This window comes from Streptomyces curacoi (assembly GCF_001513975.1).
GTDB classification, from domain to species: Bacteria; Actinomycetota; Actinomycetes; order Streptomycetales; family Streptomycetaceae; genus Streptomyces; species Streptomyces curacoi.
In genome coordinates this window covers 884731-906658 of record NZ_KQ947984.1, presented here as the reverse complement: position 1 = coordinate 906658, position 21928 = coordinate 884731, and the positions used below count along the sequence as shown (strand labels likewise).

Below are 21928 nucleotides of genomic sequence, written 5' to 3'. Positions count from 1 at the left end.
GCCTGGCCTTACTGTCGGGACATGGAAGGCAACGCACCCCAGGCTTACGAGAACCACGTCCCGCCCGCTGGATACGACGCGTCCGCCGTGGAGCGCTGGGCCCCCGAACCCGACAAACGCCCAGGCCGCACCGCCTTCCAACGCGACCGCGCCCGAGTACTGCACTCCGCGGCCCTCAGAAGGCTCGCCGGCAAGACCCAGGTAGTGACGCCAGGAACCCACAGCCAGGCCTGGGACCCCAGCCCCCGCACCCGCCTCACCCACTCCCTGGAGTGCGCCCAGGTCGGCCGAGAGCTCGGCGCGGCCCTCGGCTGCGACCCCGACCTCGTGGAAGCGGCCTGCCTCTCCCACGACCTCGGCCACCCCCCCTTCGGCCACAACGGCGAAGTCGCCCTCAACGAATTCGCCGAGGACTGCGGCGGCTTCGAGGGCAACGCCCAGTCCCTGAGGCTCCTCACCCGCATCGAACCGAAACGGTTCACCCCGGAGGGCTCCGTCGGCCTCAACCTCACCCGCGCCACCCTCGACGCCGCCACCAAGTACCCCTGGCCCCGCGGCGCCCACCCCACCGACCCGAGCTCCCCGAAGTTCGGCGTCTACGAGGACGACCGGCCCGTCTTCGACTGGGTCCGCAAGGACGCCCCCGGCACCCGCACCACCTTCGAGGCCCAGGTCATGGACTGGTCCGACGACGTGGCGTACTCGGTGCACGACGTCGAGGACGGCCTGCACGCCGGCCACATCGACCCCAACCTCCTGCACGCCGAGCCCGAACGCCAGGCCGTCTTCGCGGTGGCCGTCGGACGGTACGTCCCCGAGGACACCGACCCGGCCGAACTCGCCGCCGCCCTCGACCGGCTCCAGGAGGAACCCTGGTGGCCGCACGGCTACGACGGCTCGGCCGTCGCGCAGGCCCGCCTCAAGGACGCCACCAGCCAGCTCATCGGCCGGTTCTGCCTGGCCGCCGAGAGCGCCACGCGCGCGGCGTACGGCGCCGGGCGGCTCACCCGCTACGGCGCCGAACTCGTCGTACCGCGCGAGACCCGCCTGGAGTGCGCGGTCCTCAAGGCCGTCGCCGACCGGTACGTCATGCAGCGCGCCGAGCAGGAGCGGCTCCGCGCCGACCAGCGGATCGTGGTCGCCGAACTGGCCGAGGCGCTCACCGCCCGCGCGCCCGACGGGCTGGACCCGCAGTTCCGGGCCCTGTTCGACCAGGCCGAGGACGACCGCGCCCGCAAGCGCGTGATCGTCGACCAGATCGCGTCCCTGACGGACGCGTCGGCACGCTCGCTGCACACACGGCTCACCCAGCGGGCCTGAACAGCGCGGGGCACACGGCCTAGAGAGCGCCGTTCATCAGGGCGTCGCCGAGCCGGGTCCGCAGATGGAACACCCGGTTGCCCTGCCGCCGTGACTCCACCAGCCCGGCCTCCCGCAGCACCGTCGCGTGCCGGCTGGTCGTCGGCGGGGTGAGCTGGAGGAGCTCGGCCAGCTCGGTCGTGGTGCGCGGATGCTCCAGGGTGTCCAGGACCATGGCCCGGCTCGGGCCGATCAGCTGGGCCACGGGCAGCTGCTCGGTGGCCTCCCGCCGGGAGCGGGCCAGCCAGCCGGGCGCCGGGCTGAGCGGATGGACCAGGACGGGATCGAGGTGCGGGTCGGCGAGCGCCACCGGGGTGCGCACGCAGAAGAAGCCCGGGACGATCGTCAGCGGACGCCCGTCGAGCCGTAGCCCCCGGTCGAAGGGATAGTCGGTGACCAGCGCCTCCTCGTCCCGGCCGACGACCGTGCCGTAGCTGTCGAGCAGGCCCTGCGGTCCCGAGGTCAGGGCGGCCTCCGCCCGGACCGAGCGGTCCGCCGCCACCGCCGCGCGGATCGCCGGGAGATACGGCGCCACCGCCACCTCGTAGTAGCGGCGCAGCGCCTCGCCGAGCAGCTCCAGGGCCCGCGGATCCCCCTCGCCCAGCCGCCGGATCCCCGGCGGAGGAGCCTGCGGGAACAGCTTCGACAGCTCGTGCGCCAGCCGGCGCTTCGGCGTGCCGAGCACCAGGTCGATGCCCACGTCCAAGTCCGTGACGCCCGGCCCGGGCGTCAGGAAGTCCGGGAAGTAGGAGGCGCGGCGCGCGACCAGCATCAGCGCCGCCGCCGTCGAGGTCAGCCCCGCCCGGGCGAGCGCGGCGCGCACCTCCCGCCGCCAGGGGTCGAAGACCAGCGCGGCGCTGCGGTCCTGCAGCCGCATCAGGCTCAGCACGGTCTCCCACAACGGGTCCGGCTCCCCGGCGACCCGTAATCTGTTCAGATCCTCCGCGGTGAAGTCGATACGCAGCATGCGTCCCCCGAGGCGTCTGCAAGCGTTTGCTGAACTCCTCCACCGTAGCCAGGGAAAGGCCGGACCCCACGGAACGCGCTGTTCCCTTTGCGTTCTGGGCGAATGTCCCGACAACTCCCGGACGAGACAGGACTCTTGGCGCGGTGGGGGGAGCGCCTGTCCCGGGGGGAGGCAGGCGCGCCGCCGGCCTCCTCCGCGGTGCGCTCACCGCCCGCGACCGGTGAGACACATGAGACGAACGGGCACTCGAAAGTGACCCTGCGTGGCCTGATCGGGTCACCCCCTCTTCCCGCATCACCCTGCGTGCGGGACGCTCATGTGGCGGCACCCTTACGAGGAGGCATCAAGTGGTCGACGCGGATCAGACATTCGTCATCGTCGGGGGAGGACTCGCCGGCGCGAAGGCGGCCGAGACGCTCCGTGCGGAGGGCTTCACCGGGCGGGTGATACTGATCTGCGACGAGCGCGACCACCCGTACGAGCGCCCGCCCCTGTCCAAGGGCTACCTCCTCGGCAAGGAGGAACGCGACAGCGTCTTCGTGCACGAGCCCGCCTGGTACGCGCAGAACGACATCGAACTGCACCTCGGCCAGACCGTCGACGCGATCGACCGTACGGCGAAGACCGTGCGGTTCGGCGAGGACGGCACGGTCGTCCACTACGACAAACTCCTGCTGGCCACCGGCGCCGAGCCCCGCCGCCTGGACATCCCCGGCACCGACCTGGCCGGCGTCCACCACCTGCGCCGCCTCGCGCACGCCGAGCGCCTCAAGGGCGTCCTGGCCTCGCTGGGCCGCGACAACGGCCACCTCGTGATCGCCGGCACCGGCTGGATCGGCCTGGAGGTCGCGGCGGCGGCCCGCGAGTACGGCGCGGAGGTCACGGTCGTCGGACCGGATCCGACTCCCCTGCACGGCGTCCTGGGCCCGGAGATCGGCGGCCTCTTCGCCGAGCTGCACCGCGAGCACGGGGTGCGCTTCCACTTCGGCCGGCGGCTGACGGAGATCGTCGGCCAGGACGGCATGGTCCTCGCCGCCCGCACCGACGACGGCGAGGAGCACCCGGCGCACGACGTCCTCGCCGCGATCGGCGCGGCGCCCCGGACCGCCCTCGCGGAGGGGGCCGGGCTGGAGATCGCCGACCGTGTGCACGGCGGCGGTGTCGTGGTGGACGAACGGCTGCGCACCTCCGACCCCGACATCTACGCGGCCGGAGACGTGGCCTCCTTCCCGCACGCCCTCTTCGACACCCGGGTGCGGGTGGAGCACTGGGCCAACGCGCTCAACGGCGGCCCGGCGGCGGCGCGGGCGATGCTGGGCCAGGACGTCACCTACGACCGCGTGCCCTACTTCTTCTCCGACCAGTACGACCTGGGGATGGAGTACTCCGGCTGGGCGCCGCCGGGTTCGTACGACCAGGTGGTGATCCGGGGGGACGCCGGGAAGCGCGAGTTCATCGCGTTCTGGGTGAAGGAGGGGCGGGTACTGGCCGGGATGAACGTGAACGTGTGGGATGTCACGGAGCCGATCCAGCGGCTGGTCCGTTCACGGGCTCAGGTGAACACGGAGGCCTTGGCGGACCCGCATGTTTCGCTGGAAAACCTGGTCGCCTAGGCGTCTGCCGTGGTCTGTCGTCTCGCGGGTGCGGGTGGTCTGTGGCCTGTCGCGCAGTTCCCCGCGCCCCTTTCGGGGCGCTGCACGTGCCCCATGAGTGTCAGTTCTGGCCCGTAGAATTCACGCGTGGCAGGACGGATCAACGACGAGGACGTGAAGGCGGTACGGGACGCGGTCCCGATCGACGCCGTGGTGTCCGAGTACCTCCAGCTGCGGAGCGCGGGCGGGGGCAACCTCAAGGGGCTCTGCCCGTTCCATGACGAGAAGTCGCCGTCCTTCCAGGTCAGCCCGAGCAAGGGCCTCTTCCACTGCTTCGGCTGCCAGGAGGGCGGCGACACCATCACGTTCGTGATGAAGGTCGACCACCTCTCCTTCTCGGAGGCGGTCGAGCGCCTCGCCGCCCAGGCGGGAATCACCCTGCGCTACGAGGAGGGCGGGTACAACCCGTCCCACCAGCGCGGTGAGCGCATCCGCCTGGTCGAGGCCCACAAGATCGCCGCCGAGTGGTACGCCGAGCAGCTGGCGACCAGCCCCGAGGCCGACACCGGCCGGATCTTCCTCGCCGAGCGCGGCTTCGACCAGGCCGCCGCCGTCCACTTCGGCGTCGGCTACAGCCCCCAGGGCTGGGACCACCTCACCCGCTACCTCCGGGGCAAGGGCTTCACCGACAAGGAGCTGCTCCTCTCCGGACTCGCCCAGGAGGGCCGCCGCGGCCCCATCGACCGCTTCCGGGGACGGCTCATGTGGCCGATCCGCGACATCGGCGGCGACGTGGTCGGCTTCGGCGCCCGCAAGCTGTACGAGGCCGACAACGGCCCGAAGTACCTCAACACCCCCGACACGGCGATCTACAAGAAGTCCCACGTCCTCTACGGCATCGACCTCGCCAAGAAGGAGATCGCCAAGACGTCCCGCGCGGTCGTGGTCGAGGGCTACACCGACGTCATGGCCTGCCACCTCGCCGGGGTCACCACGGCCATCGCCACCTGCGGTACGGCCTTCGGCGGCGACCACATCAAGATCCTGCGCCGACTGCTGATGGACAACGGCTCGGCCCGCGTCATCTTCACCTTCGACGGCGACGCGGCCGGCCAGAAGGCGGCCCTGCGCGCCTTCGAGGACGACCAGAAGTTCGCCGCCGAGACCTACATCGCGATCGCGCCGGACGGCATGGACCCCTGCGAACTGCGCCTGGCGAAGGGCGACGAGGCGGTCGCCGACCTGGTCGAACCACGCACCCCGCTCTTCGAGTTCGCGCTCCGCCAGATCGTCGTCCGCTACGACCTCGACACCCCGGCGGGCCGCGCGGCGGCACTGGACGAGGCCGCGCCGATCGTCGCCCGCATCAAGAACAGCGGCGCCCAGCACGAGGTCGCCGTCCAGCTCGCGGGCATGCTCGGCATCCTCGACACGCAGTTCGTGGTCAAGCGGGTGGCCCAGCTGGCGCGTTGGGCGCGGGACCGGGGCGGCAGGGGCCAGGCACCGACCGCCCGGGGCCCCCAGCAGCAGTACGACGCGACTCCCGCGTCCCGGCCGTCGGGCCCGGCCCTGACCCTGCGCAACCCGGTCTACGCCACCGAACGCGAGTTGCTGAAACTCGCCCTCCAGCGCCCCGAGTTGGTCTCCCCGGCGTTCGACGCGTACGGCGTCGACGAGTTCACCGCCGCTCCTTACGCCGCCGTACGCCAGGCGATCATGGACGCGGGCGGTGCGGAGTACGGCATCCAGGACGGGCAGGAGTATCTGGTCCGCGTCCGTGACGCGGCCCCCGACGACCAGGTCCGCGCGATGGTCACGGAGCTGGCGGTCGAGGCGATCATGCGCAAGACGGTCGACGAGAACTACGCCGGCGAACAGCTCGTCACCGTCCGCCGCCGCGCCGTGGAACGCCGCATCCGCGACATCCAGAGCCAGCTGACCCGCCTGGGCGCGGGCGGCGACCCGGCCCAACTGGCCGCCGTGCAGAACGAGCTGTGGGTGTTGCAGCAGTACGACCAGGCACTGCGGGAGCGGGGCGCGGCGGCGCTCTGAGGGATACGCGGGGATTTGCGTACGGCTGGGTAACCGCGCGGTCACGGACCGGACGCAAAAAGTCACCGCACGCCCCTCGTGGCGGCGATGTGTCGTACTCCACACTGGGTTGCGGTGCCTGAGTCCTCGGAGCGCGGCCGATCCGTTCCCCACGGGTCCCACACCCCCGCGGTTCCGCTCATCGCGTACGGGACGGACAGCGGCGAGGCCGCCGACTCCGCCCTCGAAGCAGCGCTGCCGTATGCCTCGGCAGCGATCATCCTGGAGGTCGCCCCCGTGCAGACCCAGACCCTCATCCAGACCGACAGCAGTACGGACGGCACGGTTTCGGACGCGGAGGCCGACGTGCTCGTCGCGGTGCCGCCGCAGAGCCGTGCCGCGCACCACCCGGAGGCCCCGCCCGAGCCGGCGGAACCTCCGGCCGAGGCGCTGGACGGCGCCGACGCCGAGCCGGTCGAAGCACCCGTGCCGCCCCGTGCCCGCGCCGACGGCAGCGGCCCCTCCTCCGACCTCTTCCGCCAGTACCTGCGGGAAATCGGCCGCATCCCCCTCCTCACCGCGGCCGAGGAGGTCGAACTCGCGCGCCGCGTCGAGGCGGGCCTGTTCGCCGAGGAGAAACTGAGCAACACCCCCGACCTGGACAGCGAGCTCGCCCTCGACCTGGACCGCCTGGTCGTCATGGGCCGGATGGCCAAGCGGCGGCTGATCGAGGCGAACCTGCGGCTCGTCGTGTCCGTGGCCAAGCGCTACGTCGGCCGCGGCCTGACCATGCTCGACCTCGTCCAGGAGGGAAACCTGGGCCTGATCAGGGCCGTCGAGAAGTTCGACTACGCCCGCGGCTACAAGTTCTCGACGTACGCCACCTGGTGGATCCGCCAGGCCATGTCCCGCGCCCTCGCCGACCAGGCCCGCACCATCCGGGTCCCGGTCCATGTCGTCGAGCTGATCAACCGGGTCGTCCGCGTCCAGCGCCGCATGCTGCAGGAACGCGGCTACGAACCGACCCCCGAAGAGGTGGCGGCCCATCTGGACCTGCCGCCCGAGCGGGTCAGCGAGGTCCTGCGCCTGGCCCAGGAACCGGTGTCGCTGCACGCCCCGGTGGGCGAGGAGGACGACGTCGCCCTGGGCGACCTGATAGAGGACGGCGACGCGGCCTCGCCAGTGGAGTCGGCGGCGTTCCTGCTGCTCAGGGAGCACCTGGAAGCGGTCCTGTCGACCCTCGGCGAACGCGAACGCAAGGTCGTCCAGCTCCGCTACGGCCTGGCGGACGGCCGCCCCCGCACACTGGAGGAGATAGGCCGCATCTTCGGCGTGACCAGGGAACGCATCCGCCAGATCGAGTCGAAGACCCTGAACAAGCTGCGGGACCACGCGTTCGCGGACCAGCTGCGGGGTTACCTGGACTGAGCAGGGGCCGCTCACTCTCGCGAGCGGCCTCCCTCGGCCGCGGGCGGCCCGCCGTGCCCATCCGGTCGCCGCTACGGCCGGAACGCTCCGGGATGGGTCTGCTCCCGCACCGACACGAACTGCTGGCGCACCGCCTGCCCCACCGCGAGCTCCTCACCGGGCTCCAGGATCTGCGCGGCCGCGCCCTGCCAGACCGGCGGCGTGCGCGGATCGAGCGTGCCCTGCGACACCCCGAGCGCCCACGCGGCCTGCCGGGCGGCGCCGATCGCCGCGTAGTCCGAGGGCTGCGGTACGACGACCTGCGCCCCGAACAGCGCGGGCGCCGCCGCCTGCACGGCGGGCAGCTCGGCGGCGGCCCCCAGCAGGAAGATCCGCCGCACGTCGACACCCCGCCCGCGCAGCACGTCCAGCGCGTCCGCGAGCCCGCACAGCATCCCCTCGAACGCGGCCCGCGCCAGATGCTCGGGCTTCATCGACTCCCGCCGCAGCCCGGCGAGCGTGCCCGCGGTATGCGGCAGGTTCGGCGTCCGCTCGCCTTCCAGATAGGGCAGGAGCACGAGCCCATGGGCCCCCGGCGTCGACTTCATCGCCAGGTCGGAGAGGCTCTCCAGGTCGGGCGCGCCGAGGAGTTCGGCGGCGCCGCGCAGGGTGCGCACGGCGTTGAGGGTGGTGACGACCGGCAGGTGCATGCCGGTCGCGTCGGCCAGGGAGGTGATCATCCCGCTGCTGTCGACGAGGGCCTCCGGGTGGACGGCCATCACGGACCCGGAGGCGCCGAGCGACACGACGGCGTCCCCGAGCCCTATGCCGAGCCCGAAGGCGGCCGCCATGGTCTCGCCGGTCCCCGCGGAGATGAGGAGCCCTTCGGGGGTCGTACCGGCCGCCTCCGCCGGGCCGATCACCTCCGGCAGCATGGCCTGGTGGCCGAGCGCCAGCTCCACGAGATCGCTGCGGTAGGCGCCGGTGGCCGCCGACCAGTAGCCGGTGCCGGAGGCCCCGCCCCGGTCCGTGGTCCTTCGCACCGGCCGGCCGAGCAACTGCCACACCAGCCAGTCGTGCGCCTGCATGAGCACGGCGGCGCGTACGGCGTGCTCCGGCTCGGTCTTGGCGAGCCAGCGCAGCTTGGTCACCGGCTGCGCGGCCTGCGGCACACACCCCACGGCCTGCGCCCATGCCTCGCGTCCGCCCAGCGCGTCGATCAGGTCGGCCGCCGCGACCTGCGCGCGCTTGTCGCCGCCGACCATCGCGGGGCGCACGGTGTTGCCCTGCGCGTCGAGCGGGACGACCGCGTTCTGCTGCGCCGACACGCCGATGGCCTGCACGCCTTCGAGGAGACCGCCGCCGGCCGCCTCACCGAGGGAGAGCAGCCAGGCCTGCGGATCGACGTCGGAGGGGCGGGCGCCGCCCGGCGACTCCACCGGGTGCGGGGCGTACCCCTGCCTGAGCACGGTTCCCGTGTCCGTGTCGCAGACGACGATGCGAGTGAATTCGGGCGAACTGTCCAGCCCGGCGACTATCCCCATGGCCCAAATTGTGCCGTAGCGCTGCGCTTGCTTGGGCCATGGGCGCCTACTCGCCGTGGGGCGCCTGGTCGGTTGGCGGGTGCGGGTCGGGTGTGGCTGGTCGCGCAGTTCCCCGCGCCCCTTGGGACGCTGCAGCCACCCGCGTTACGTATTGCTGGTTCCCCAGTCGTCCTCCGTGCCGCCGTTGTGGGCGCTGCGTTCGCGGAGGGAGCGGACTCGTTGGGCGACCGATTCGGGGACTCGGTCGCCGACCTTCTCGCTCACCGTGTGATACGCCTTGCCCGCGAAGTGGCGGCCCTGCTGTGCGGCCGACTCGGCGGTGTTGCGGACGGCGGGGTTGTGGGAGATCTCCCGGGCCGTCTTCTTCAGCTGCTCGTAGCGCTCGCGTCCGGCGCGTGTGCCGAGCACATATCCGACCGCGAGTCCGACGGCGAACGTGAGGCGGTAGCGCATGGCGGCCACCCTTCCCTTGCGTAGGTCCTTGCGTAGGTCCTTTGGTGCGGCGTCGGTGCCCGGGGGGAACCGATTGGCGGAGCACCCCCCTGCTTGCGCTAATGTATGTGTCGCAGCGAGCGCACGCCCCCTGGCGAATACCCAGGTAGGTACGTTCGATGCAACGAGGCATTCCTCCGTAGCTCAATTGGCAGAGCAGCCGGCTGTTAACCGGCAGGTTACTGGTTCGAGTCCAGTCGGGGGAGCTCGGTCCTCCGTAGCTCAATTGGCAGAGCAGCCGGCTGTTAACCGGCAGGTTACTGGTTCGAGTCCAGTCGGGGGAGCATGCTGAACGAGGACCCCGTAGGGGTCCTTTTTCATGTTCGGCCTCGTGTCGGGGAACCGTGCAGGTCGGGGCGGAGTCCTTCAGGGCATGCGAAGTCGACCATACGAAGCAGGAGATCGTATGAGCGGCTATGCTGCGGCAGACGGCGCGCACACTTGTACGCGACACGCCGCTATGGGGCGGTAGCTCAGCCGGTTAGAGCAGCGGACTCATAATCCGTCGGCCGTGGGTTCGAGTCCCACCCGCCCCACCGCGCACCATCGGTGCAGAAACGATGCGACCTGCGAAGGCGCAACAGCCAGGGCCGCCACGCCGAAGCGGCGGCGGCCGCTCACCCGCTCGGCTCACCAACGCGTGGCCCCGTCGACGCGGGCCTCGATAGCCTCGGCGCATGAGGATCCTGCATCTGTCGGACACCGCACCTGGAGCGCGGCGACACACCGGACGAGGACGGCGTCGACGCGACCGGGGCGCTGCGCGGGATGCTCGCGGAGCTGCGGCAGCTGCGTGACGTCGATGCCGTCGTCGTCAGCGGTGGCATCGCGGACGACGCTCCCCGGAGGTCTACGCCGCCGTCCGCGGCCTCGTGGGCGAGTCGCCGCGGAGCGGAACGCCCCGGTGATCTACAGCACCGGCGACCACGACGAGCGGCAGGCGTTCGCCAAGGTGTTGGGCAGCGGGCACCTCGACCCGGACGGCAGCGACCGGGCCGACGCGCTCGTCCCGTCCGCGGGGGGCGAGCGGGCCGCGGTGAGCCTGGTCGACGGCCACCGGTTCGTCACGCTCGACTCACTGGTCCCCGGCAAGGGCTACGGACATCTCGGCCGGACCCAGCTCGACTGGCTCCGGGACGTCCTGCGTACGCCGCGACCACACCCTCCATGCCCGCGCCCCGCGGGCCGGCGAGACCGTCTACGGACTCGACGAGCAGCAGCTTTGTTCCGTCAGCGACCGGCTCGGCCCCGGAGCCTGACCCCGGCGCTCCGGTCGCCGTGCCTGCCGAAAATCGCTTCGGGGCGGGCCGGCGAGCGCATTACCGTGGCGCGGTGACGACTCGGGTGATCATTGTCAACGGTGGCTCCAGCTCGGGGAAGTCCGGGATCGTGCGGTGTCTGCAGGCCGTACTGCCGGATCAGTGGCTGGCGTTCGGGTGCGACTCGTTCGTCGACGCCCTGCCCGCGAGGATGCGGGACTCGGACGGGGGGATCGTGTTCGCCGCGGACGGCGGGGTGCACGTCGGGGCGGAGTTCATGGCGCTGCAGACGGCCTGGATGGAGGGCGTCGTGGCGATGGCCCGGGCCGGTGCCGGGGTCGTCATCGATGACGTCTTCCTCGGTGGAGCGGCGTCCCAGCAGCGATGGCGCAAGGCGCTGGGCGGACTGGAGGTGCTGTGGGTCGGCGTCAGATGCGAGGCCGAGGTCGCCGCGGGCCGTGAGGTCGCGCGAGGGGACCGGGTGCCGGGGATGGCCGCGGCGCAGGCGGAGGTGGTTCACCAGGGGGTGGTGTACGACCTGGAGGTGGACACGTCGCACACCGAGTCCCTGGTGTGCGCGCGGACCATCGCCGCCCGCGTCGGCTGATCACCCGGCCGGCTCCCGGCCGGTCACTCGCAGACGATCTCGTCGCGCGGTGTGTAGTGGGTGCGGAACGGCTCCCGCTTCACTTCCCTGCCGTCGTCGAGGAAGACCCGCTCCACGGTGACGTCGAAGCCCTCCAGCGGGGTCTGCGGTACGCACTGCTCGTCGGTGCTCACCTTCTTCTCCGGCTCCTTGACGTTGGTGCGCGGGCCCGTGACCGACTCGACCTCGTCGTACTTCCTGGTGCCGAGGAAGGTGACCGTGACGGAGGTGTCGGTGGACTCGGCCTGGATGTAGAGGGCCTTGCCGGAGTCGTTGGTGAACCTCAGGTCGAGGCTGCCCCAGGCGACCGTCGCCTCACGGCCCTCCGGGTAGCGCTCGATGTAGAAGGAGTGGGCGCCGTACTCCACCGGCTTCACCCCGGCGAAGAACATCGCGTTGAAGACCGTCGTGGCCACGGCGGAGACGCCGCCGCCGGGTGCCTTGGTGAACTCGTCGTTGAGGATCATGACGCCCTCGACGAAGCCGTTGGCCTCGGTGCGCTCGCCGACGGTCCGGTTGAAGCTCCACGTCCTGCCCGGCATGACGACGGAGCCGTTGATCAGCTCCACGGCCCGGCCGATGTTCCTCGTGCGGTACGGCGCCGGTTCGAAGTTGACGGTGAAGGAGGACATCTTCTCCGTCAGGCCCAGCCGCTCGGCGTTCTCGGCGGTCACCTGCGGCTCGGTCACCCGCGTGGCGATCTCGGCGGTGCGGTCGGTGCCCGACCTGGTGAGCAGCGGCAGCACGGCCTTGCCCAGCGCCTTGTCCGTGACCTGTACGCCGGCCCTGGCGTCGTCCTCCGCCACGACCCGGTCGCCGTCGAGGTGCAGCGTGGCGTTCTCGGGCTCGGCGGGCAGGTCGGACAGGGGCCGGGCCACCGCGGGAGCGGCGCGCAGCCCCTTGGCGTCCAGCTTGGGGGCCAGCCGGCCGGAGTCGTCCGGTCGCATCGTCAGGTACTCGCCGAGGACGTCCGGGTCGACGATGAACCGCCGGTCGGCCGCGATGAGCCGGACCGGACCCGACATCGCCGGCTGCGCGAACTCGCGCACCGCCCGCCGCACCTCCCGCGCCGTGACCTTCGGCTTGGTCTCGCGGACGGGCAGGGCGGTGACGGAGCGGGGCGCGCCGCGCAGGAAGGCGGCGCGCAGGGGGTCGACCGCGGCCTTCGTGTCCAGGGCGTAGCCGTTGCGCGGAGAGATCTGCCGGACCCGGCCGTCCGTGAAGGTGACGGCGCCGTCGCGGACCTTCTGGTCGAGGGACGTCGCCAGCTTCCCGAGGGCGGATCGGGCCTTGTCCTCGTCGACCCGCACGACGGGCTCGACGGGGCCGCCCGAGCGGAAGAGCCCGCCGATGACACTGATGGGGTCGGCGTCGTGGGTGCGCGCCGCCCGGTCGACGGTCTCCTCGAAGTCGAAGGTGATCCCGGCCCGCCGCGGATCGACCGTGCCCTCGCGGTCACCGACCGTCACGGCCAGATCCCGGGAGCCGGCCGGGCCCAGCCGCTGCTCCAGCTTCCGGACCGCCTCCTCCCGGCTCAGGCCCCCGATGTCCACACCGCGCACGGCCGTACCGGCGTCCATGTCGCCGCCCGCGACCAGCAGGCCGGCGAGATACAGACCGCCGAAGCCGACGGCGAGAGCGCCGCCGGCGAGGGCGAGGGGCGGAACGGAAGCTATACGGGGGGCTGAGGGTTTTCGGGGGACGGAGGGAACGCGGAGGCGCATGGATCTCCAGGGCTGACGATCGACAGGGCGGCCCGTCCGATGACGTGACGCTGTGCGCGAGGCAAGCACATCCAGCTAGCCATAATCGGACGAAAACGCCTATGTCGAACACCACGTATGTTTCAGATCACGCCCTTGGTGCAGAGCCGCGTCCCACGACGGTGCGGAGCGGCTCTCACGCCCCCGCCTTCACCGCCAGCACCGGACACCCCACTCCCAGGAGGATCTGCTGGGCCGCGGAACCCATGATCAGCTTGCCGACCGCGCTGCGTCGGCGCAGGCCGATCACCACCAGGGACGCGTCCATCTGCTCCGCCAGGTCGATGATCTCCTCGGCGGCGTCGCGGGCGCCGAGGACCTGGCGGATGTCGAACTCGATCCCGAGAGCCGCGAGGTCCTCGCGGACATGGGTCAGGTCGGGCTCCTGGGCGAAGCGGGGGTCCGCATAGGCGTCGCCCCGGGTCGTGTTCACCACCAGCAGCTTCTCGTCGCGCCGACGGGCCTCGTCGATGCCCGCGCGCAGGGCCGCCTCACCCTCGGGGGAGGGGACGTAGCCGACCAGGATGGTCATCTTGATCTCCGGGTTCTCTCAGGCGGCGCTTCGCGCGCGCAGGGGGCGGACGACGAAACGGCGGAGCAGCGGCCACACCAGGACCAGCGCGATCACGGTGTAGACCGTGTACGACACCGGGCCGCCCAGCAGGCCCGACAGTTCGCCGCCGGACAGCTGGAGCGAGCGCCGGCCCTGCAGCTCCGCGCGGGGGCCCAGGATGACGCCGACGATCAGCGGCAGGACCGGGAGCCCGAAGCGGCGCATGGCGAAGCCGAGGAGGCCCAGGGTCAGGAGGATGAACAGGTCCAGCGGCTGGGCGTTGACCGCGTAGGCGCCCATCGAGGCGAAGAACAGGATGCCCGCGTAGAGGTAGGGGCGGGGGATCTGCAGCAGCTTCGCCCAGGCCGGGGCCAGGGGGAGGTTCAGGAGCAGGAGCAGCAGGTTGCCGATGAAGAGGCTGGCGATGAGGATCCAGACCAGGCTCGCCTCGCGTTCGAAGAGGAGGGGGCCGGGCTGGATGCCGTACGACTGGAAGGCCGCCAGCATCACCGCCGCCGTGGCGTTCGTCGGCAGGCCGATCGCCAGCATCGGCACCAGCGTGCCCGCCGCCGACGCGTTGTTCGCCGCCTCCGGGCCCGCCACGCCCTCGATCGCGCCCTTGCCGAACTCCTCGGGGTGCTTGGTCAGCCGTTTCTCCGTGGCGTACGACAGGAACGTCGGGATCTCCGCGCCGCCGGCCGGCAGCGCGCCGAACGGGAAGCCGTACGCCGTGCCCCGCAGCCAGGGCTTCCAGGAGCGCTTCCAGTCGCCGCGGCCCAGCCACGGGCGGCCCACCGGGATCACCTCGGCCGGCTTGCGGCGCAGATGCGCGGCGACCCACAGCGCCTCGCCGACCGCGAAGATGCCGACCGCCACCACGACGACGTCGATCCCGTCGGCCAGCTGCGGAACGCCCAGGGTCAGACGCTGCTGGCCGGACACCGAGTCGATGCCGACCAGGCCGATCGTCAGGCCCAGCAGCAGGGAGATGAAGCCCCGGATGCGGGACGAGCCCAGTACCGACGTCACCGCTATGAAGGCGAGGAGCATCAGCGCGAAGTAGTCGGGCGCGCCCAGGCTGACCGCGAAGTCCACGACGAACGGGGTGACCAGGACCAGCAGCAGGGTGCCGATGGTGCCCGCCACGAAGGAGCCGATCGCCGCCGTGGCCAGGGCCTGGGCCGCCCGGCCCGCCTTCGCCATCTTGTTGCCCTCGATGGCGGTGACCACGGAGGAGGACTCGCCGGGGGTGTTGAGGAGGATCGACGTCGTCGAGCCGCCGTACATGCCGCCGTAGAAGATGCCGGCGAACATGATGAAGGCCTGCACCGGCTCCATGCCGTAGGTGACGGGCAGCAGCAGTGCCACCGTCATCGCCGGGCCGATGCCCGGCAGGACGCCCACCGCGGTGCCGATGACGACGCCGATCAGGGCGAGCAGCAGGTTCATCGGGGCCATGACGTCCGCGAAGCCCTGCATGAGGTTGTTCAGGTTGTCCATCGCCCAGGCCTCACAGGATTCCTTGCAGGACACCGGCGGGGAGGTTCACGCCGAGGCCGATCGCGAACGCGTAGAACGTCGTCAGGGACAGCGTCGCCGCGATCAGGAGGTTGCGGATGTAGTGGCGGTTGCCGAGCGCGAAGGCCGTGCCCCAGAAGAGCAGGGCGCCGCTGATCACCCAGCCGAGGCGCTCGATGAGCAGGGCGTTCGCCAGGAACACGCCGATCAGCAGGACCACCGTGCGCCAGTCGCTGCCGCTCGACAGGTCGACGTCCTCGCCGGCCTCCGGCTCACCGCGGCCGCCGCGGGCCACGTCCACGGCGTACAGCGCCGCGAGCAGGAGGAGCAGGCCGCCCAGGATCAGCGGCACCGCGCGCGGGCCGACCGGGTCGGTGCCGCTGGTGAGGTGGGGGATGCCGAGGGCGTCCACGATCACGGCGGCGCCCAGCAGGGCGAGGAACGCGCACACGCCGTACTGCGCGCGGTCCCCGCCCTCCGGGGACGGACGGGAGTCCGCCACGGGCCGTCCGTCCTTGTCTTCGGGCTCTCCGGCCTGCACTTCGTCCGTCACTTCGGAGCTCATGCCAGCCCGAGCTCGGCCAGCAGGTCGGCGACCGCCTTGTCCTGCTCGGTCAGATAGCCGGCGAACTCGTCACCGGTGGAGAAGGCGTCGACCCAGCCGTTCTTCTCCAGCTGCGCCTTCCACTGCTCCGAGTCGTGCATCGTCGTCAGCGCGTCGATCCAGGTCTTCTTCTGCTCGGCGGTGATGCCGGGCGGGGCGACGATGCCGCGCCAGTTGGTGAAGACCAGGTCGATGCCCTGGTCCTTGAGGGTGGGGGCGTCCTTCAGCGCGTCGATCGGCTTCTCGCTGGTCACCGCGAGGACACGCACCTGGCCGGCCTCGATCTGGTCCAGGAACTCACCGAAACCGCTGGCCCCGAAGGCGATCTTGTTGCCGAGGATCGCCGGGAGCAGTTCGCCGCCGCCGTCGTAGGAGACGTAGTTGACGTCCTTCGGCTTGATGCCGACCGCCTTCGCCAGCTGCATCGGCAGCAGGTGGTCGGGGCCGCCCGGCGACGAACCGCCGCCGACCGCGAGCTTCTTCGGGTCCTTCTTCCAGGCGGTGACGAGGTCGTCCATCGTCTTGTACGGGGAGTCCTTCGGCACGACGATCGCGCCGGCCTCCTCGATCAGCTTGGCGATCGGCGTGGTGTCGGTCAGCGTCGCCTGTGACTTGGAGGTGTACGAGGCTCCGACGACGCCGAGGCCCATCTGCATGGCCATCTTGCCGTTGCCCTTCTCGTTCACCAGGCGCTGCAGGCCCACGGTGCCGCTGGCGCCGGGCAGGTTGAAGACCTGGACGCCGGAGGCGACCTTGGTGTCCTGCATGACCTGGGAGACGGTGCGGGCGGTGAGGTCGTAACCGCTGCCCGGGGTGTTGGGGACCATGAGCCTGAGGCCGGTCACGGGCTTCCCGGACCCGCTTCCGCTCCCGGACTCCTCCTTGTCGGCGGTGGCACCACAGGCGCTGACCGCGAGCATGGACGCGGCGGCTAGAGCTCCGACAAGTGCGGCTCGTCGAGTTCTCATGGCTCATCTCTTTCGCTTGGGCCGATCCGGCGCCATGATTGTGCGATTCCTGAGACACCCCGTCTCGGTTCTGTGACCATTGAAGGTTGAGTTCATAGTGGTCATAACGTCACGGCCACGACGGCGTCAGACGCTCGCCGGTGAGCTGCTGGTCTGGCAGCTCGCCATCGTCGTGATCGTCCTGGCCGCCGTCGCCGCGGTGTCGCTGTCGCAGTCGAAGGCGACGTTCGACCGGGTCGAGGGACGCCGGGTGACCGCGCTCGCCGAGGAGATGGCCGGCAACCCCCTCGTACGCACCCAGCTCGTCCGGCCCGCCCCGGCCGAGATGCTCGCCCCCCTGCTCCAGTCCACGCTGACCAGGTCCGGCGTCACCTCCGCCACGGTCGCCGACGCCCGCGGCCGGATCGTGGCCTCCACCAACCCCACCCTCCTCGGGACGCGACTGCCGGTCTCCGGCAAGGACGCCACCGAGGGCCGCGGCTGGTCCGGTGAGCTGCCGGTGAACGGCATCACCGAGCTGGTGGCGCAGGCGCCCGTGCTCGGGGCGGGGGACAGGAACGCCGGGGACCACCTCGGCACGGTGATGATCGGGCGGGCCTCGCCGACGGTCTGGCAGCGGCTGATGGGCGCCTCGTCCTATCTGCTCGTCTACCTCGGGGTCGCCAGCGTCCTGGGCGTGGCCGGCTCCTGGCTGCTCGCCCGGCGGATCAAACGGCAGACCTTCGGCATGGAGCCGCGCGAGATCGCCGGGCTCGCCGAACACCGGGAGGCGATGCTGTTCGGGATCGCCGAGGGCGTGGTGGCCCTCGACCCGCAGCTACGGCTCACCCTCGTCAACGCCGTCGGCCGCAGACTGCTGGACCTGCCCGAGAGCTGCGTCGGGATGAGCCTGACCGACCTGGGCATCGAGGGACGGCTGTACGACGTCCTGGCCGGGAGCGCCGGCAAGGACGAGCCCCGCGCCGAGCGGCGGGACGAGGTCGTCGTACGCCGGGGCCGCGTCCTGGTGATGAACCGGATGGACGTCACCAAGGACGGCCGCCGCCTCGGCTCCGTGACGACCCTGCGGGACCGCACCGAACTAGCCCAGCTGGAACGGGAGTTGGGCTCCTTCCGCAGTACCACCGAGCTGCTGCGCGCCCAGGCCCACGAGTTCTCCAACCAGCTGCACACCATCTCCGGGCTCATCCAGATCGGCGAGCACGACGAGGTCGTACGGTACGTCCGCGCGCTGCGCAAGCACCGCGAGTCGCTCGACCTGCACCTCACCAGCCGGGTCCGGGACCGGGCGGTCGCCGCGCTGCTCATGGCCAAGTCGGCGCTCGCCGCGGAACGCAAGGTCCGGCTGAAGATCTCCGAGCGCACCGCCCTGGAACGCCTTGAGCCGACCGACTCCGCGGACGTGGCGACCGTCCTCGGCAATCTCGTGGACAACGCGGTCGACGCGGCCGCGGCGGGGGACGACGGCCACGACGCGTGGGTGGAGGTCGAACTGCGCCAGGACGCCTCCAGCGTGGAGATCGTCGTACGGGACTCGGGGCCGGGCGTGGCCCCCGAGCTCGCCCAGGAGGTGTTCTCGCACGGGTTCACCACCAAGGCCGCCCAGGGCGGCGACCGGGGGATCGGCCTGGCACTCACCCGGCTGGTGTGCAAACGCCGCGGTGGTGAGGTGTCGGTGGCCAACACGCAGGCGGGCGCCATGTTCACCGCCCGGATGTCCGTCGGCCGTCCGGCCGACCGAGCGACGGAGGGAGTCCGATGATCGACGTGCTGATCGTGGAGGACGACTTCATGGTGGCGCGGATCCACCGCGGGTTCGTCGACGACGTCGACGGGTTCCGGGTGATCGGCACGGCGAACTGCGGCGAGCAGGCGCTCACCGCGGTCGCCGAGCTGCAACCCGACCTGGTGCTGCTCGACCTCTATCTGCCCGACATGTTCGGGCTGGAGATCATTCCCCGGCTGCGGAGCGCCGGGCACGACTGCGACGTCATGGTGATCAGCGCGGCACGCGAGTCCGAGGCGGTCAGGGGCGCCGTACGCCAGGGGGTCGTCGACTACCTGCTGAAGCCGTTCGACGCCGAGGACCTCCGGGCCCGGCTGGAGCAGTACGCGGCGCGGCGCAGCAACCTGTACACGGCCGTCGTCAGCGGGCAGTCCGACGTGGACCGGGCGCTGGCGCGGGGCGCGGCGCCGGCCGCCACGACGGCCTCCCTGCCCAAGGGCATGAGCGTGGAGACCGCCGAGCTGATCGAGCGGGAGCTACGCGCGGCCGACGGCAGCCTCTCCGCCGCCGAGTGCGCGGCCCGGCTCGGGGTGTCGCGGGTCAGCGCCCGGCGCTACCTGGAGCACTTCAGCGTCACCGGGCAGGCGGAGGTGTCGCTGCGCTACGGGCAGGCCGGGCGGCCGGAGCGGCGGTACAGCTGGCTGGGCTGACGCCCGGCCCCCTCACTCGACGGGGCCGGCCAGCTGGACGATGTCGTCGGAGGCGACGTCGTGCAGCCTGATGGCCAGGTCCTCCAGGGCGCGGCTGGCGGCGAGTTCGTCGCCGATCTCGGGGATGGGCCGGTCGACCGGATTGCGGTGGGCCACGCCCCGGCCGGTGATGGTGGATGCGTCCTGAGTGGTCAGCACGGCCTCCGCGCGGGTGTCGTCGCCGTCCTCGGTGATGTGGATCTGGACGGTCCACTGCTTGTCCTGCATCGAGATCACTTCCGTACGGGCTTTGGGAGAACTGGGGGCGGGGCGGTCCCGGCGGGGCCCGTCCCCCTACTGATGAGCGTGCGCCTGTTCCCGGGCCGGGTCCAGCGCGACGGGCCGGCTCAGCGCGAGTCGACGCCCACGGAGCCGCGCCGCACGATGGAAGGAGCGGCGCCCGGACGCGGCGTGGCACCCGGGGCCGCGGCCCTCGGAAGGAGGCCGGACATGACCGATGTCCTGACCAGGCCGGCAGCCCGTGACGAGTTCGAGCTCGGCAGGCCCCGCAAGGGAAACCACCCCTGGGAGATACGGGTCGTCAAGCACCCGGAGCGCTCGGAGTCCTCGCACTTCCGTGCCGCGAAGAAGACGGCGAAGAAGATCCTGGAGGAGTTGGAGGCCGACGGGGGCGAGTTGCCGTACGGGCCGGGCCCCTGGGAGATGCACCACGGCGGGAGTCTGTGGGTGAGGGCGGAGAGCGGCTGGCGGATGTACCGGGCCCGGGTCGGCATCGAGTGGAGCGCGCAGTTCTGCGCCGACCCCGTGAAGGTCGACCGGCTCCGCCGGGAGGCCGCCGAACTCATCGAGGCCTTCCCGCTCACGCTGCCGGCCCTGGACGCCCTGGGCTACAAGCGCGCCCGCGACCTTCTCGACACGCCGATCACGGACGCCGACGGCGTCGAGGCCTGGACCGACTCCCTCTTCAACGCGTGCGTGCCGCTCAGCACCGCCAACCACTCCGGGGTCCTGCCCAAGGCGGCCGGCGAGCACCACTACCCCTGGCCGGTCAAGGCCGCGGACTACTTCCGGTACGACGACTTCGAGCTGTGGGTGAGGCTGCCCGACGGCACCAACGCCGCCGTCACCCCGGTGGACCGGCGCGGCTCCGGCGAGGGAGCCGTCCGCATCGTCCACGCCCGGCACGGCACCCCGGCCGGGGACGCCCTGGCGGAGGCGCAGCGGCGCCGGATGATGGCCGTCGTGCCGCCGGACAGCCCGATCGCGCTGGCGGCGTTCGAGCAGCAGATACCTCGCGGTTCGAAGACCGCGTCCGTGCCGCTGCGCACCCGGCGGCGCCGGTCGTCCGACGGCGCACGGCGAAGCACCCCGAGCTGAACCGGGGGCGCCCTCCTCCCCGGGAAGCGGCCGGGCCGCTCCTTCGCTCCTGCCACGGAGGCATGACAACTGCCTCCGTGGGCACGATGTGCCGAAAGGTTGCGGAGAGAAAGCTGGTCGCAACGGAGCCGAGCCGTCGAACCAGGAGGGCGCCATGAACCGCCAGACCCACGTCCGTGTTCGTGTCACCCGCCGCCCGGCCGCTCCCCGCGACACCAGGGGCGAGATCGACCGGCGCACCCCCTCGGGGCGGATCCTGCCCTACTGACACCGGGCCGGCCCGCGCCCTCACTCGGTGAGGTCCAGCTCCAGGGGCTCGATCCTGCCCTCCAGCATGGTGCCCAGGCCCTGTACGGCGCAGACGTCGGGCCGCTCGGCGATGTGCACGGGCATTCTGGTGGCCTGCCGCAGCATCTGGTCGAACCCGGGCAGCAGCGCACTGCCGCCGACCATCATGATCCCGCGGTCGGCGAGGTCGGCGACCAGGTCGGGCGGGCACTCGCGCAGCACCTTGCCGATGGCGTCGAGGACGGCGGTGAGCGGGGTCTGGATGGCCTCCCGTACGGCGGCGGTGTCGACCTGGACGCTGCGGGCGAGACCGGTGCAGACGTCGCGGCCGTGGATCTCGGTGGAGGCGGGGCCGTGGGGCGTGAGCCCGTTGCCGGACAGCGCGAGCTGCAGGGGCCGTACGTTCTGGCTGGGCAGCATGAGTTCGTGCTCATGGCGCAGGTGCTGAACGATGGCGTGGTCGACGGCCTCGCCGCCGACCCGGACGCGTTCGGCGGTGACGATGTTGCCGAGGGAGAGCACGGCGACCTCGGTCGCGGCGGCCCCGCACACCATGATCATGCTGGCCTCGGCCTGCTCCACGGGCAGCCCGCAGCCCACGGCGGCGGCGATGAGGGTGTCGACGAGTTCCACGCGCCGCGCCCCGAGGCCGACGAGGGTCTCGATGGCGGCGCGCCGGGCGAGCGGGTCGGGATTGTGCGGGGTGCAGACCGCGGCGCGCAGGAAGGGCTTGCGGCGCAGGGTCCGGCGCATCTTGTCGCCGAGGAGGTGCCGCAACATGCGCTGCGCCATCTCGATGTCGACCACGGTGCCGCCGGAGACGGGCCGTACGACGCGGATGTAGTCCGGGGTGCGCCCGGTCATCCTCTCCGCGAACTCGCCGACCGCGATGAGCGCGCCGGTGCGGGTGTTGACGGCGGCGGCGGAGGGCTGGTCGACGACGAGTCCGGCGCCCTTCACATAGACGCGGGTCCTGGCCGCCCCCAGGTCGACGGCGAAATGGCAGCGGCGCAGCTGCTCCAGACTTGCGGTCATGGGGGGTCCTCCCGAGAGCGCAGACCGTGGTGCCGCCGGGTTGGGGTGGCCGGCCTCGCTTGGGGTGTGTGGGGTCGTGTTGTCGGGGC

At 71.7% G+C, this 21928-nt stretch carries 18 protein-coding genes and 3 tRNA genes; 11 read left to right on the top strand and 10 right to left on the bottom strand.

The features are described from left to right. The first annotated feature begins 21 nt into the window (after window positions 1-21). A complete protein-coding gene (locus AQI70_RS04035; RefSeq protein WP_062144153.1) occupies window positions 22-1320 on the top strand; it encodes a deoxyguanosinetriphosphate triphosphohydrolase in 1299 nt (432 codons plus the stop codon). Between the two features lie 19 nt (window positions 1321-1339). On the opposite strand, the gene AQI70_RS04030 is transcribed toward AQI70_RS04035, so the two are convergent. After that, complete coding sequence (locus tag AQI70_RS04030) at window positions 1340-2326, bottom strand: ArsR family transcriptional regulator (protein WP_062144150.1); 987 nt, start codon at window positions 2324-2326, stop codon at window positions 1340-1342. 347 nt (window positions 2327-2673) lie between these two features. On the opposite strand from AQI70_RS04030, the gene AQI70_RS04025 reads away from it, so the two are divergent. From AQI70_RS04025 to AQI70_RS04015, 3 genes are all read left to right on the top strand, one after another. Beyond that, window positions 2674-3939, top strand: a complete 1266-nt coding sequence (locus tag AQI70_RS04025; protein ID WP_062144148.1) for an NAD(P)/FAD-dependent oxidoreductase — start codon at window positions 2674-2676, stop codon at window positions 3937-3939. 126 nt (window positions 3940-4065) lie between these two features. Beyond that, window positions 4066-5970, top strand: a complete 1905-nt coding sequence (dnaG, locus tag AQI70_RS04020) for a DNA primase (RefSeq protein WP_062144145.1) — start codon at window positions 4066-4068, stop codon at window positions 5968-5970. Between the two features lie 114 nt (window positions 5971-6084). Continuing rightward, window positions 6085-7377 (top strand): RNA polymerase sigma factor, encoded by a 1293-nt coding sequence (locus AQI70_RS04015; protein ID WP_062144142.1) that lies wholly within the window; start codon window positions 6085-6087, stop codon window positions 7375-7377. A gap of 71 nt (window positions 7378-7448) precedes the next feature. Here AQI70_RS04015 and AQI70_RS04010 read toward each other — a convergent pair whose 3' ends face one another. Both AQI70_RS04010 and AQI70_RS04005 read right to left on the bottom strand, forming a co-directional pair. Continuing rightward, on the bottom strand, window positions 7449-8900 hold the full coding sequence (locus tag AQI70_RS04010) for a xylulokinase (RefSeq protein WP_062144139.1): 1452 nt from the start codon (window positions 8898-8900) through the stop codon (window positions 7449-7451). A gap of 144 nt (window positions 8901-9044) precedes the next feature. Beyond that, complete coding sequence (locus AQI70_RS04005) at window positions 9045-9353, bottom strand: YtxH domain-containing protein (protein WP_062144136.1); 309 nt, start codon at window positions 9351-9353, stop codon at window positions 9045-9047. A 172-nt stretch (window positions 9354-9525) separates the two neighbouring features. On the opposite strand from AQI70_RS04005, the gene AQI70_RS04000 reads away from it, so the two are divergent. From AQI70_RS04000 to cpt, 4 genes are all read left to right on the top strand, one after another. Next, a tRNA-Asn gene (locus AQI70_RS04000) sits at window positions 9526-9598 on the top strand. Between the two features lie 5 nt (window positions 9599-9603). Further along, a tRNA-Asn gene (locus AQI70_RS03995) sits at window positions 9604-9676 on the top strand. Window positions 9677-9854: 178 nt separating this feature from the next. Beyond that, window positions 9855-9928: transfer RNA gene (locus AQI70_RS03990), tRNA-Ile, on the top strand. 796 nt (window positions 9929-10724) lie between these two features. Further along, window positions 10725-11258 carry a chloramphenicol phosphotransferase CPT gene (gene cpt, locus AQI70_RS03980; RefSeq protein ID WP_208607273.1) on the top strand — a complete coding sequence of 178 codons (534 nt, stop codon included), beginning with the start codon at window positions 10725-10727 and terminating at the stop codon, window positions 11256-11258. A gap of 23 nt (window positions 11259-11281) precedes the next feature. On the opposite strand, the gene AQI70_RS03975 is transcribed toward cpt, so the two are convergent. The 5 genes from AQI70_RS03975 to AQI70_RS03955 all read right to left on the bottom strand — a co-directional run bounded on the left by AQI70_RS03975 (window position 11282) and on the right by AQI70_RS03955 (window position 16703). Further along, on the bottom strand, window positions 11282-13021 hold the full coding sequence (locus AQI70_RS03975) for a VanW family protein (protein ID WP_062144128.1): 1740 nt from the start codon (window positions 13019-13021) through the stop codon (window positions 11282-11284). 175 nt (window positions 13022-13196) lie between these two features. Next, entirely contained in the window at window positions 13197-13592 is a 396-nt protein-coding gene (locus tag AQI70_RS03970) for a universal stress protein (RefSeq protein ID WP_062144125.1), read from the bottom strand. Between the two features lie 18 nt (window positions 13593-13610). Beyond that, entirely contained in the window at window positions 13611-15113 is a 1503-nt protein-coding gene (locus tag AQI70_RS03965) for a tripartite tricarboxylate transporter permease (RefSeq protein ID WP_062144122.1), read from the bottom strand. Between the two features lie 10 nt (window positions 15114-15123). Continuing rightward, a complete protein-coding gene (locus AQI70_RS03960; protein WP_425264598.1) occupies window positions 15124-15696 on the bottom strand; it encodes a tripartite tricarboxylate transporter TctB family protein in 573 nt (190 codons plus the stop codon). Then, window positions 15693-16703: a Bug family tripartite tricarboxylate transporter substrate binding protein gene (locus tag AQI70_RS03955; RefSeq protein ID WP_062144118.1), complete on the bottom strand. Its 1011-nt coding sequence runs from the start codon at window positions 16701-16703 to the stop codon at window positions 15693-15695. The genes AQI70_RS03960 and AQI70_RS03955 overlap by 4 nt, the downstream gene beginning before the upstream one ends. 97 nt (window positions 16704-16800) lie before the next feature. Between AQI70_RS03955 and AQI70_RS03950 the strand changes: the two genes are divergently transcribed. Next, the gene (locus AQI70_RS03950) at window positions 16801-18465 is read left to right on the top strand and encodes a sensor histidine kinase (RefSeq protein WP_208607272.1); all 1665 of its coding nucleotides are present in this window, start codon (window positions 16801-16803) and stop codon (window positions 18463-18465) included. Beyond that, window positions 18462-19139 (top strand): response regulator, encoded by a 678-nt coding sequence (locus AQI70_RS03945; protein WP_004001490.1) that lies wholly within the window; start codon window positions 18462-18464, stop codon window positions 19137-19139. Before AQI70_RS03950 ends, AQI70_RS03945 begins: the two co-directional genes overlap by 4 nt. Window positions 19140-19151: 12 nt before the next feature. Here AQI70_RS03945 and AQI70_RS03940 read toward each other — a convergent pair whose 3' ends face one another. Beyond that, the gene (locus tag AQI70_RS03940) at window positions 19152-19406 is read right to left on the bottom strand and encodes a DUF1876 domain-containing protein (RefSeq protein ID WP_062145055.1); all 255 of its coding nucleotides are present in this window, start codon (window positions 19404-19406) and stop codon (window positions 19152-19154) included. 222 nt (window positions 19407-19628) lie between these two features. Here AQI70_RS03940 and AQI70_RS03935 point away from each other — a divergent pair, with 222 nt between their 5' ends. After that, a complete protein-coding gene (locus AQI70_RS03935; protein WP_062144115.1) occupies window positions 19629-20516 on the top strand; it encodes a DUF6424 family protein in 888 nt (295 codons plus the stop codon). A 288-nt stretch (window positions 20517-20804) separates the two neighbouring features. On the opposite strand, the gene mreB is transcribed toward AQI70_RS03935, so the two are convergent. Beyond that, the gene (gene mreB, locus AQI70_RS03930) at window positions 20805-21839 is read right to left on the bottom strand and encodes a rod shape-determining protein (protein WP_062144112.1); all 1035 of its coding nucleotides are present in this window, start codon (window positions 21837-21839) and stop codon (window positions 20805-20807) included. Window positions 21840-21928 lie beyond the last annotated feature (89 nt).

Coding starts and splice junctions, on each gene's coding strand:
- AQI70_RS04035 (WP_062144153.1), top strand. CDS start 22: ATGGAAGGCAACGCACCCCAGGCTTACGAGAACCACGTCCCGCCCGCT.
- AQI70_RS04030 (WP_062144150.1), bottom strand. CDS start 2,326: ATGCTGCGTATCGACTTCACCGCGGAGGATCTGAACAGATTACGGGTC.
- AQI70_RS04010 (WP_062144139.1), bottom strand. CDS start 8,900: ATGGGGATAGTCGCCGGGCTGGACAGTTCGCCCGAATTCACTCGCATC.
- AQI70_RS04005 (WP_062144136.1), bottom strand. CDS start 9,353: ATGCGCTACCGCCTCACGTTCGCCGTCGGACTCGCGGTCGGATATGTG.
- AQI70_RS03975 (WP_062144128.1), bottom strand. CDS start 13,021: ATGCGCCTCCGCGTTCCCTCCGTCCCCCGAAAACCCTCAGCCCCCCGT.
- AQI70_RS03970 (WP_062144125.1), bottom strand. CDS start 13,592: ATGACCATCCTGGTCGGCTACGTCCCCTCCCCCGAGGGTGAGGCGGCC.
- AQI70_RS03965 (WP_062144122.1), bottom strand. CDS start 15,113: ATGGACAACCTGAACAACCTCATGCAGGGCTTCGCGGACGTCATGGCC.
- AQI70_RS03960 (WP_425264598.1), bottom strand. CDS start 15,696: ATGAGCTCCGAAGTGACGGACGAAGTGCAGGCCGGAGAGCCCGAAGAC.
- AQI70_RS03955 (WP_062144118.1), bottom strand. CDS start 16,703: ATGAGAACTCGACGAGCCGCACTTGTCGGAGCTCTAGCCGCCGCGTCC.
- AQI70_RS03945 (WP_004001490.1), top strand. CDS start 18,462: ATGATCGACGTGCTGATCGTGGAGGACGACTTCATGGTGGCGCGGATC.
- AQI70_RS03940 (WP_062145055.1), bottom strand. CDS start 19,406: ATGCAGGACAAGCAGTGGACCGTCCAGATCCACATCACCGAGGACGGC.
- AQI70_RS03935 (WP_062144115.1), top strand. CDS start 19,629: ATGACCGATGTCCTGACCAGGCCGGCAGCCCGTGACGAGTTCGAGCTC.
- mreB (WP_062144112.1), bottom strand. CDS start 21,839: ATGACCGCAAGTCTGGAGCAGCTGCGCCGCTGCCATTTCGCCGTCGAC.